The 11,373-nt window shown below is 74.3% G+C and carries 8 protein-coding genes, 1 tRNA gene and 2 pseudogenes; 6 read left to right on the top strand and 5 right to left on the bottom strand.

Annotated features, from left to right (window positions below; genetic code table 11):
- Positions 1-99: 99 nt before the first annotated feature.
- Both LUW75_RS02295 and LUW75_RS02290 read left to right on the top strand, forming a co-directional pair.
- A complete protein-coding gene (locus LUW75_RS02295; RefSeq protein ID WP_250334131.1) occupies positions 100-405 on the top strand; it encodes a 4a-hydroxytetrahydrobiopterin dehydratase in 306 nt (101 codons plus the stop codon).
- Between the two features lie 242 nt (positions 406-647).
- Complete coding sequence (locus LUW75_RS02290; protein WP_250334130.1) at positions 648-1,502, top strand: class I SAM-dependent methyltransferase; 855 nt, start codon at positions 648-650, stop codon at positions 1,500-1,502.
- 21 nt (positions 1,503-1,523) lie between these two features.
- Here LUW75_RS02290 and LUW75_RS02285 read toward each other — a convergent pair whose 3' ends face one another.
- Positions 1,524-3,323 carry an AMP-dependent synthetase/ligase gene (locus tag LUW75_RS02285; RefSeq protein WP_250337517.1) on the bottom strand — a complete coding sequence of 600 codons (1,800 nt, stop codon included), beginning with the start codon at positions 3,321-3,323 and terminating at the stop codon, positions 1,524-1,526.
- 422 nt (positions 3,324-3,745) lie between these two features.
- On the opposite strand from LUW75_RS02285, the pseudogene LUW75_RS02280 reads away from it, so the two are divergent.
- Positions 3,746-4,149, top strand: a pseudogene (locus tag LUW75_RS02280) ((2Fe-2S) ferredoxin domain-containing protein).
- 321 nt (positions 4,150-4,470) lie between these two features.
- Here LUW75_RS02280 and fdhD read toward each other — a convergent pair.
- Positions 4,471-5,325 carry a formate dehydrogenase accessory sulfurtransferase FdhD gene (gene fdhD / locus LUW75_RS02275; protein ID WP_250334129.1) on the bottom strand — a complete coding sequence of 285 codons (855 nt, stop codon included), beginning with the start codon at positions 5,323-5,325 and terminating at the stop codon, positions 4,471-4,473.
- Between the two features lie 210 nt (positions 5,326-5,535).
- On the opposite strand from fdhD, the gene LUW75_RS02270 reads away from it, so the two are divergent.
- Positions 5,536-6,480, top strand: coding sequence for a beta-ketoacyl-ACP synthase 3 (locus LUW75_RS02270; RefSeq protein ID WP_250334128.1), 945 nt, complete (start codon positions 5,536-5,538; stop codon positions 6,478-6,480).
- 143 nt (positions 6,481-6,623) lie between these two features.
- Positions 6,624-6,711: transfer RNA gene (locus tag LUW75_RS02265), tRNA-Leu, on the top strand.
- 88 nt (positions 6,712-6,799) lie between these two features.
- Here the strand turns inward: LUW75_RS02265 and LUW75_RS02260 are convergent.
- The 3 genes from LUW75_RS02260 to LUW75_RS02250 form a co-directional block, all read right to left on the bottom strand.
- Positions 6,800-7,282, bottom strand: a complete 483-nt coding sequence (locus tag LUW75_RS02260; protein WP_250334127.1) for a hypothetical protein — start codon at positions 7,280-7,282, stop codon at positions 6,800-6,802.
- 288 nt (positions 7,283-7,570) lie between these two features.
- Positions 7,571-8,617: an IS630 family transposase gene (locus LUW75_RS02255; protein ID WP_462933683.1), complete on the bottom strand. Its 1,047-nt coding sequence runs from the start codon at positions 8,615-8,617 to the stop codon at positions 7,571-7,573.
- Between the two features lie 376 nt (positions 8,618-8,993).
- Positions 8,994-10,055, bottom strand: coding sequence for a GlxA family transcriptional regulator (locus LUW75_RS02250; RefSeq protein ID WP_250334126.1), 1,062 nt, complete (start codon positions 10,053-10,055; stop codon positions 8,994-8,996).
- A 53-nt stretch (positions 10,056-10,108) separates the two neighbouring features.
- Here LUW75_RS02250 and LUW75_RS02245 point away from each other — a divergent pair.
- A pseudogene (locus LUW75_RS02245) lies at positions 10,109-10,498 on the top strand (cupin domain-containing protein); the annotation flags it as partial.
- Between the last annotated feature and the right edge of the window lie 875 nt (positions 10,499-11,373).

Here is an 11,373-nt window from a genome sequence, read left to right as displayed (position 1 = left end):
CGCGGACGGTGACCCGGCCGGCGGTGTCGGCCGGGGGCGGCGGGCACCGGGACCGTAGGGTCGGGAGCACCACGGCACCCGACCGCGAGGAGACGGCACATGCCCACCGAACCGCTGCCGCAGAGGGAGGTCGAGGACCGGCTGCGCGAACTGCCCGGCTGGTCCTTCGCCGACGACCGGATCTCCCGCACCTACCGTCTCGCCACCCACTTCGCGGCGGCCGCGATGGTCGTCCACGTCGCGCGCGTGCAGGACGAACTCGACCACCACTCCGACCTGACCCTGGGCTACGACACGGTTACCGTGTCCGTGCACACCCACGAGGCGGGCGGCGCCGTCACGGAGCGGGACTTCCGCCTGGCCTCACGGGTCGACGCCGTCGCCGCCGCCCACGGCGCCTCCTGACGCCCCGCCGGCCGCCGGCGCTCGCCCGGCGCCCCACTGCGCCCCCCGGAAGCGCCCCGCCGGCGCCCCCGCCCCGGCCGCACGGACCCGCCCGCCGCCCGGACGCGGCGGCGGCCCCCCGCGCCCGGGCGGGGCCGGAGCGGTCCGGGCGCGGACCGCGGGGGCGCCGGCCGGTGGGCACGGGGGTTGCCGGATCGGCACGGCCGCTCGCCTCCGGCGGCCCCGGCCCGCACGCTGTCCCCATGACCCACGACCACACCCACATGGACTGGACCGCGATGCTGCCGCTGCTGGAGCGCGGCGCCGAACTGCGCACCCCGCTGTACCGGCGGGCGACGGCCTGGCTCGCCGACCTGCTGCCGGTGGGCGCCGCCCGGCGCGTCCTCGACGTCGGCAGCGGCCCCGGCGTGCTGTCCCGCCTCCTCGCCGAGGCGTTCCCGTACGCGGAGGTCGTCGCCGTCGACGCGACGCCCGAACTGCTGGAGCGCGCCCGGGAGCGCAACTCCGGGCTCGGCGACCGGTTCACCACGCTGCTCGCCGAACTGCCCGGCGCCACGGACCGGCTCGGCGAGGCGGACCTGGTCTGGGCGGGGGAGTCCGTCCACCACGTCGGCGACCAGCGCGGCGCCCTGGCGGGCCTCGCCCGCCGCCTGCGCCCCGGCGGGCTGCTCGCCCTGGCGGAGGGCGGCCTGGCGGCGCGTCACCTGCCCCGCGACGCCGGCGTCGGACGGCCCGGTCTGGAGGCCCGCGTCGAGGCGCTGACCGCCGACTGGTTCAGCCAGATGCGGGCCGCGCTGCCCGGCGCCCGCGCGGAGGTCGAGGACTGGCCGGCGCTGCTCGCCGCCGCGGGGCTCGTCCCGACCGGGACCCGCACCTTCCTGCTGGACGTCCCGGCGCCCGTCCCCGCCGCCGTGCGCGAGCACGTCGTCACGGTCTTCACCCGGACCCGCGACGTCGTCGGCGACCGGCTCTCCGACGAGGACCTCACCGCCCTCGACCGGCTGCTCGACCCGGAGGACCCCGCGAGCCTCCACCGCCGCCCCGACGTGCACCTCCTCACGGCCCGCACGGTGCACACCGCCCGCCGCGCCTCCTGACGGCACCCGGGCCACGGCGCGTCAGCGGTACAGGGCCTCGACCTCCGCCGCGTACAGCGTCTCGATGGCGCGCCGCTTCAGCTTCAGCGACGGCGTCAGCAGGCCGTGCTCCTCGCTGAACGGATGGGCCAGGATGCGGAAGGTGCGGATCGCCTCGGCGTGCGACACCAGCGTGTTGGCGGCGACGACCGCGCGGCGGATCTCCTTCTCCAGCGCCGGGTCCCGGACCAGCTCGGTCGCCTGCAGCGGCGCCCGCCGCTGCAGTGCGAGCCAGTGCTCGATCGCCTCCTGGTCCAGGGTGATCAGCGCCGCGACGTACGGCCGGTCGTTGCCGACCACGACGCACTGGGCGACCAGCGGGTGCGAGCGCACGCAGTTCTCCAGCATCTGGGGCGCGACGCTCTTGCCGCTGGTCGTCACCAGGATCTCCTTCTTCCGCCCGGTGATCGTCAGGTAGCCGTCCTCGTCGAGCGCCCCGAGGTCCCCGGTCGCCAGCCAGCCGTCCCGCAGCACCGCCTCCCCGGCCGACGGGTCGTTGAGGTACCCGGAGAAGAGGTGCGGCCCGCGCAGCCACACCTCCCCGTCGTCGGCGATCCGCACCGAGGTCCCGGGCAGGGGCGGCCCCACGGTTCCGAACTTGGTCCGCTCCGGCGGGTTGAGGGTCGACGCGGAGCACGCCTCGGTCAGCCCGTACCCCTCGTACACGGTCACGCCCGCGCCCGCGAAGAACAGCCCCAGTCTCCGGCCCATCGCGGAGCCGCCCGACATGGCGTGCCGCACCCGCCCCCCGAACACCGCGCGCACCTTGTCGTACACGAGCCGGTCGAACAACCGGTGCCGCACCCGCAGCGCCGCCGAGGGCCCCGGACCGGCCCCCAGGGCCCGCTCCTCCTGCGCCTCCGCGTACCGGACGGCCACCTCGACGGCCCGCTCGAAGACGCCGCCCTTCCCGTCGGCCTCCGCGCGCCGCCGCGCCGCCTCGAAGACCTTCTCGAAGACGGACGGCACGGCCAGCACGAACGTGGGCTGGAACGAGGCCAGGGCGGGCAGGAGCGCACGCGGCGACAGCTCCGGCTGGTGACCCAGCTTCACCCGCCCCCGCAGCGCCGAGACCTGCACCTGCCGGCCGAACGCGTGGGCGAGCGGCAGGAACAGCAGCGTCGACGCGGCCTCGTCCGGCCGGGAGCTGTACACCTGCTCCCAGCGCCGCAGCATCGTGTCGGCCTGGGACATGAAGTTCCCGTGCGTCAGCACACAGCCCTTGGGACGTCCGGTCGTGCCGGACGTGTAGATGACGGTGGCGATCGAGTCCGGGGTGAGGGCCCGCCGGTGCCGGTGCACCACCTCGTCGTCGATCTGCTCCCCGGCCCCGACCAGTTCCGCCAGCGCGCCCTTGTCGAGCTGCCACAGCCGCTCCAGGTGCGGCAGGTGGTTGACGACGGAACCGATCGTCATGGCGTGGTCCTCGTGCTCGACGACGCAGGCGCGCACCTCCGCGTCGTGCAGCATCCAGTGGACCTGGTCGGCGGAGGAGGTCGGGTACATGGGCACCGGCTGCGCGCCCACGCACCACAGCGCGAAGTCGAACAGCGTCCACTCGTAGCGCGTACGGGACATGATCGCGACCCGGTCCCCGAACCGGATGCCCTGCGCGAGGAGCCCCTTGGCGAGAGCCATCACCTCGTCGCGGAACTGCGCGGACGTGACGTCCCGCCACGCTCCGGAGGAGTCCCTCCGCCCCAGGGCCACCCGGTCCGGGTCGCTCGCCGCGTGGTCGAACACGACATCGGCCAGCCCGCCGACCAGCGGAGCCGTCGCCACGGGCGGGACTGTCAACTCACGCAATGGCCTGCTCCTTGTGACGCTCAGCACAGCGGAGGGTGACGGTACCGGACGGACAGTGGGGGCGGGAGGCTCTTCCCGAAGTCCGGACAAGCGACGTCGTCACTGGTCAGAGAGTGATGGCGTGGTCACGGCGGGGCAGGGGCGCTTATTACTGACCCGCAGGTCAGCAAGAGTGACGAGAACCTCCACCGAATCCACACGGGACGACCACGCGGATCCGGGCCCCCGGCCCGCCGCCCCGGCCGGCGGGACACCGCTTCACGCCACCCGACGCCACCCCGGCTGCACCCGCCCCGGAGGACCGTGATCACGCCCGTTACGGTGAGGGCCATGCCCGCATCCGCGACCCGCGCCCCCCGCCCCGCCGTCCTCCTCGCGCGCCGCCCGGGCGGCGCGCGGTGACCCGCGGCCGGATACGCCCCGGAGCCGCCCGGCCCTGCTCGCTCGTCGTCTGCCGGGGCTGCTGCTGCGGCGACGCGCGCAAGAACCCCGGAACCGACCACGCGGGCCAGCTGGAGCGGCTGCGGCAGGCCGCGGAGGCCTCCGGCGGGAGGCTGGCGGTCCGCACGAGCGACTGCCTGGGGCCGTGCGGTCAGGCCAACGTCGTGGTCGTCCAGCCCTCCACCGAGGCCCGGCGCCGCGGCGCCCGTGCCGCGTGGATCGGCTGGGTGCTGGACGACGACTGCCTGGACGACCTCGTCGCCTGGGCCGAGGCGGGGGTCCGGGCGCGGCCGAGCCGCCCGCGGCGCTCGCGCTGCAGATGATCGACCCGCCGTCGGAGACCCGCCGCCGCACCCGCTGACCCCCGGGCGCCCCGGCGCCCGCCGCGCGGGACGCCCCCGCAGCCCGGGGCGGCCCCCCCGGTCCGGGACGGCCCCCCGATCCGGTGCGCTCCCTCGGCTCGGGGCCGCCCCGAGCCCGCGGCCCGGGGTGACGCCCCGGACCGGGCGGTTTCAGTCCGCGGCGTCTCCCAGCCGGGAGACGCCGCGGTCCGGAACGCTCCCGCAGCCCGGGACGGTCCCGGCCGGGAACGGTTCCCGGGGGCGGGGCGGTGCCGCACCCCGGAACGGCCCCGCGGCCCGCGGCGGCGCCGACCGTGCGGGGACGGACGCGGGCGGCGCGCTCACCCGGCCGACAGGGGGACCCCGTCCGCGTCCAGGAGGCGGTGCTCCCCGGCGTACACGTTCATCGACCCGCCCCGCAGGAACCCGACCAGCGTCAGTCCGGTCTCGGCGGCCAGGTCCACGGCGAGCGACGACGGCGCCGAGACCGCCGCCAGCACCGGGACGCCCGCCATCACGGCCTTCTGCGCCAGCTCGAAGGAGGCCCGCCCCGACACCATCAGCACCGTCCCTCCCAGCGGCAGCCGCCCCTCCCGCAGAGCGCGCCCGACCACCTTGTCGACGGCGTTGTGCCGCCCCACGTCCTCCCGTACGTCGAGCAGCCCGCCCGAGGCCGAGAACAGCGCCGCCGCGTGCAGCCCGCCCGTCCGCTCGAACACCTCCTGGGCGGCCCGGAGCCGGTCGGGCAGCGCGGTCAGCACGTCCACCCCGACCCGCACCGGCGGGCCGTCGGCTAGGGCGAACCGGGCGGTGGTGCGCACCGCGTCCAGGCTGGCCTTGCCGCACAGCCCGCACGAGGAGGTCGTGTAGACGTTCCGCTCCAGCGTGATGTCGGGCACGGGCACGTCCGGCGCGAGCCGCACGTCGACCACGTTGTACGTGTTGCCGCCGCCGTCGCGGGCGCCCGCGCAGTACGCGACGTTCCGCACCTCCTCCGCCGAGCCGAGGACGCCCTCGCTGACCAGGAACCCGACGGCGAGCGCGAAGTCGTCGCCCGGCGTGCGCATGGTGACGGCGAGGGGCCTGCCGTTCAGCCGGATCTCCAGCGGCTCCTCGACGACGAGCGTGTCGGGCCGGGCGGACACGGCGCCGTCCCGGACCCGGATTATGCGCCGCCTTTCCGTGACCCGCCCCATATCTCCCGTCCTTTTGCCGTGGCCGTACTGCTTTCCGGGGACATTGTCCTCCACAGTGCGCGTCGGCGGGCCGGGTGGCGGGGATGTGGTGGACCCTCCAAGCGGTGGACGCGAATGCTGTGGGATCACGCGACGGGTTACCCGCGGGTCGCTGACCAGACTTGGGATTCTTGTCCATCACGTACCGATCAGTCGAGGGGGTCCCCGGGCATGACGGGCACTCGTATCGCCGCGCTTGGGCACTACCAGCCCGCCAAGGTGCTCACCAACGACGACCTGGCCGCGCTGGTCGACACCAGCGACGAGTGGATCCGCAGCCGCGTCGGCATCCGCACCCGTCACATGGCCGGGCCGGAGGAGCCGGTCGACAAGCTGGCGGCCGAGGCGGCCGCGAAGGCCCTCGCCTCGGCCGGACTGGCGCCCGCGGACGTCGACCTGGTCGTCGTCGCCACCTCCACCGCGATCGACCGCTCCCCGAACATGGCCGCCCGCGTCGCCGCCCGGCTCGGCATGGCCTCCCCGGCCACCATGGACCTGAACGTCGTCTGCGCGGGCTTCACCCACGCCCTCGCCGTCGCCGACCACGCCGTACGGGCCGGCTCGGCGCACCGCGCCCTGGTCGTCGGCGCGGACAAGATGACGGAGATCGCCGACTGGACCGACCGCACGACCTGCGTCCTGCTCGGCGACGGCGCCGGCGCGGCCGTCGTGGAGGCCGCCCCCGCGGGCGCCCCCGGCATCGGCCCGGTCCTGTGGGGTTCCGTCCCCGAGATGGGCCACGCGGTCCGCATCGAGGGCACCCCGCCCCGCTTCGCCCAGGAGGGTCAGGCCGTCTACCGCTGGGCCACCACCCGGCTCCCGCCCCTCGCTCGGCAGGTCTGCGAGCGCTCCGGCATCGCCGTGGAGGAGCTGGGGGCGATCGTCCTCCACCAGGCGAACCTCCGCATCATCGAGCCCCTGGCCCTGCGCATAGGCGCGGTCAACGCGGTCGTCGCCCGGGACGTCACGGAGTCCGGCAACACCTCGGCCGCGTCCATCCCCATGGCGCTGTCCAAGCTGGTAGCCTGCGGCGACGTCCCTCCCGGCTCCCCGGCCCTCCTCTTCGGCTTCGGCGGCAACCTGTCGTACGCGGGCCAGGTGGTCCACACCCCGTGAGTCCGGCCCCTCACGCTGCGTCACCCCGCCGAAACCGCCGGACACCCCGCCTGACCACGGGATATGAGGGTGAAGGGCGCCTCGAACCCCTGGTAGAGTTATCCGTGTCGCCGCGGGGAGCACCCGGAGCGACGCGAAACCCGGTCCGGGTGGCGGAATGGCAGACGCGCTAGCTTGAGGTGCTAGTGCCCTTTATCGGGCGTGGGGGTTCAAGTCCCCCCTCGGACACCAGCAGAGACCCCAGTTCACCTGGGGTTTTTCTGTTTCTCCGGCTGTGGCGTGACCAACCACGTGCCCAACAGCCGAGCGAACTTCCTGATCAGACCAGGGATGACAGGCCGAGTCGGCTGGCACTCGAAGCGGCCGGCTTCTTCGCTCCCTCAGCGCGACGCCTGCCGTACCGCGCCATCGTGTAGCCCGGCGAGTGGTGCCGGGCCTTGGCCGAGACCTCTACCGGGTTCTCGTGGGCGTCCAGATCGTTCGTGATCTTCGACGCCCGCCAGTCGTGCAGCCGGAAGTTCTCCGGCGGGTGCAGACGGTTGCGTGCCGTCCGCCAGCGGGCCGACACCTTCTCGGGGTCCTGCGGTCCGCCCGCCTCACCCCGGTGCAGCTTGAAGCCGTCACGGGCGAACACGAGGTCATGGTCCACCCGGAGATCCCCGAGGCGTTCGCGCTCCGCGTCCTGGCGTTCCTTCTGCCACTTGAGGACGTTCAGCAGGCCTTGATCTACGTAGATGATCGCGTTGTCGTCTCCATCCTTGGTGAGCTTGCGCAGCCGGTAGGCGTTGCCCTCCTCGACCACGACCCAGGCCAGTTCGATGGCGGACTCATCCCAAAGGGAGAGCGCGTCACAGTCATTGCCAAGGCCCTCGGGATCTCGTGAGCCACCTCGTACCGGCACATCGGAGAGAGCGCCTGAGACAGGGGCGCAGTCAGGCGCTCACCTCCGAGTGCACCGGGACGGGCGGGCGCACTCCGGTGAGCGCCTCCGCGCGGGCCACGAGTCGGGGCGCAAGGTCGGGGTACCAGCCACGGGCTACGGCTTGCAGCATCTCCGCCAGGGCTGCTATTGATCCGAAACGCTTTGGGTTCACTCGTTGAGGATGTAGCGGACGTGCGGGGCTTTGAAGTAGCCGGTAACGATGTGGGGCTGGCGTTGTCGACGGTGGAAGAACCTGCGGGTTTCGGCGGCGAGTTCGGCCTGGTTCCTGGCCCGGTGGGTGTGGGGCAGGCTGCGTTTGGGGTCGGCGTTGACCAGCTCGTCGGGGTTCAGCTCGGGTGAGTACGACGGCAGGAAGTGCAGCTCGACCTGGTCCTTGTGGTCGGCGAGCCACGCCCGTACCGCCTTCGAGCGGTGGGCCGGGTGCCGGTCGACGATCAGGTGGACCTTGCGGTCGAAGTGGCCGACGAGCCGGGCGAGGAAGCGGCACATGACCTTCGCGTCGAAGGTCCCGGTGAAGACCATGAAGTGCATCCGGCCGCGGGTGCTGATTGCGGACATCGCGTTCACGGAGAACCGGTTGCCGGTGCGACGGACCACCGGCGTCGCGCCTTTGGCGCCCCAGGTTCGGCCGGTGACCTGGTCCGAGCGGATCCCGACCTGGTCGCCGAAGAGGATTTCGGCGTTGCCGGCCTTCGCCCTGGCCCGGATCGCCGGCCAGGTCTCCTCGCACCAGACGCGGACGGCCTTCGGGTCCCGTTCGACAGCCCGCTTGTCCGGCCGCTGGAACGTCAGTCCCCAGCGTTTGAGGTACTTGCCCACGCCGGGCTCGGTGAACCGGACCCGGTACAGCTTGAAGATCAGTTCACCTATCAGCCCCCGCGTCCACAGCTGACCGGAAAGCCCCAGGTCGCAGGGGATGTGATCGAGGACCGCCTGCCGCACGGCAGCCTGCTCGGCCTCGGACAGCACCTGGTGCTCGCCTGTGCGGCGGCCTCGCGGCCGGGACAGCAGCGCGTCCCGGCCCCCCGTCTGCCACCTCGCCCACCAGTTGTCCACGGCCCTGACTGACACCTTGAACAGGGCCGCGACCTCCGCCCTGTCCCGGCCCTCCACCAGCGCGGACACCGCCAGCAGCCGCACGGCCTCCTGCGCGTCCGGCGACCACGTCCGCGCATCCCCGACCAGATCACTCACACACAACCAACGAACCCGAACCCAAAGCGTTTCGGATCAATAAACAGGTCCCCGACCGCCCCGGCCACCCCTGGTACGCGGTCACGTACGCGCCCGTGCAGACTGGGCGTAGCCCCGTGGCGCGGTCCGGGAAGCCCGGCCAGGGACGGACGCCTCGGAGGAGGGCTGGTCACGTGACCAACGCATGACCAACAGGGGCCCGAGAAGGCCTGAAACAGCAGGAAAGAACAGGAGAAACGCCCGCCGAAATCAAGCCTGTCGACGGGCGTTTCCCCAGGCCAGAGCGGTTGTGGGCTGGTGCCCGAGAGGAGAGTTCAAGTCCCCCCTCGGACACAGGCGACGGAAGCGCCGACCGGTTCACCGGTCGGCGCTTCCGTCATGCCGGGCCCGGACCGGCCGGCCGGAGCGCCGCCCCGCCCTCCCCGGGCGCGACCGGTACGGGTGCCGGGGAGGACCCCGGGCCGAACCGGCGCCGGTACGCCGACGGAGGGAGCCCCGTCTCGCGGCGCATCACGGCGCGCAGGTTGGCGGCGGTGCCCAGTCCGCTCCGCCGGGCGACCACCTCGAAGCGCGACTCGCCCCGCTCGATCAGCCGGCACGCGAGGGCGACGCGCTCCCGCCTGAGCCACGCGAGCGGAGTCGTCCCCAACTGCGCCCGGAACCGGCGGTGCAGCGTGGCCGGGCTGACCGAGGCGCGCGCCGCGAGGTCGGTCACCGCCAGCGGTGCGTCCAGCCGGCCCTGCGCCCAGGCGAGGACGGGCGCCAGCGTCTCACCGGGGGCGTCGGGGAGGGGGCGCTCGATGAACTGCCGCTGCCCGCCGTCCCGGTGCGCCGCGAAGACGAGGCGCCGACTGACCGAGTTGGCGGCCTCCGCGCCGTGGTCCCGGCGGACGAGGTGCAGTCCGAGGTCGAGGGCGGCCGCGCTGCCCGCGGCGGTGAGGACGTCCCCGTCGTCGACGAACAGCACGTCCTCCTCCAGCCGGACGGCGGGGAAGAGGGCCCGGAAGGAGTCCGCCCACTGCCAGTGGGCGGTGGCCCGGCGCCCGTCGAGGACCCCCGCCTCGGCGAGCGTGAAGGCGCCGCTGCAGAACCCGACGAGCCGTGCGCCGCGCGCGTGCGCCCGCCGGACCGCGTCCAGCACGGCCGGACGGCGGGGCACCCCGACATCGGGCCGGTTGGGGACGATCAGGGTGTCCGCCGACTCGGCGGCCTCCAGGCCGGCGACGCCCGTGAGGGTGAAGAAGCCGTCCCGCATCGACGTGTCCGGCTCCGGGGAGCACAGGCGGAAATCGTACAGGTCGCGTCCCAACTCCGGCCTGCGCAGGCCGAAGACCTCGGTCGCGCAGCCCAGTTCGAACGGATTGGAGTTCTCGTCCACGATCACGACGACCCGGTGCGGCCGACCCGCGGCGGCCCTGTGAGAGGAATCTTGCGCCATACGCGATTCCTAGCACTCGCACCGGGTGCGGCGCAGGGGCGAGGATCGCCCCCATGAGCAACGAACCCATCGCCCTCGACGAGGCCCTGGCCTCCTTCGACGCCCTGTGGAGCCCCCGCATCGCGGCGCGTGTCAACGACTACGACGTGCGCGTCGCGAAGGTGGCGGGCGAACACGTCTGGCACGTCCACGAGGACACCGACGAGTTCTTCCTGGTCCTCGACGGCGAGCTGTGCATCTCCCTGCGCGAACCGGGCGGGGAGCGGGCGGTGCGGCTGCCGCGGGGTTCGGTGTTCACCGTCCCCCGGGGCACGGAGCACCGCCCGTACGCCCCCGCCGGCGCGGCGATCCTCATGTTCGAGCCCTCGGGCACGCCGACGGTCGGCGACCGCCACGACGAGCTCCCCGAGCACGTCGACGCCACGACGGGGCACCCCCTCGACGGGGTGCGCGCCCTCGCGGAGGGGAGGGCGGCCGGCACGCCGGGGCATCCCCACGACGCCGCCGGCCCGCGCTGACCCGGCCCGGTGCCGCGGGAGCCTCCTCGCGGATGCCCGGGACCCACGGCATGCGTGCGGGGACGACCGGTGCCACGGACCTCGCGGATCGCGCGTTCGCGAGGCTCCCCGGGCCGCTTGCGGAACGCCGCCGTGGTCCCGGTGGGCTCCTCCGCCCGGAAGCCGGCCCCGGCATCGGGGGCCCCGCGGATCCCGGTACGGCCCGCGGACGGGTACGAGGGCGGGAAGCCCGGTTCACCGACCGCCGGAGGTGGCCGGCACGGCTGCGACACGCAAACGACCGGCCCGTCAGCTCCCGCGCCGGGACCGGGTTCCACCACGTCTTCCCCCGGGCGCGCGTCCGGTCGGCGTTCCCCGGGGAGGAGTGGAACAGCCTGGCCGACCTCGCCTTCGTGAGGGGCCGGGCCAACAAGCTGACCCCCTCCGAGCGGCCCGCGGAGTACAGGGCGGGGATCGTGCCGGAGCGGCTGGCCGGGCAGGGGATCCCCGACGGCCCGGGGTCGCGGCCCCCCGGGCCGCTTCCCCGAGTCCCTGGCCGCCCGCAGGCACCTGGTGGCCAACGCGCTCAACCGGTTGCTGGGCCGGCCCGACCGCACGGGTCGGGCCACCCGCCGGGAGACCGACGAGCCGCCGGCCGACGGAGAAGTGATCGCGGAGGAGACGACCGCGCCGGCACCGGCTCGGGGCTGACGCCGACGGGCTCTGCCGGGGCCGGGGGTCACCGCGCCGGTCGCGGGGTAGGCGTGAAGCGTGCCCGAGGGGCTTCGGCCTTCGGCGGGCCGCTGGGCCGGCGAAGGCCC

The sequence above is a fragment of the Streptomyces sp. MRC013 genome, from assembly GCF_023614235.1.
In the GTDB taxonomy this organism is placed as follows: Bacteria; Actinomycetota; Actinomycetes; order Streptomycetales; family Streptomycetaceae; genus Streptomyces.
Note: the sequence above shows the minus strand (reverse complement) of the source record. Positions and strands in the feature narration are given on the sequence as shown.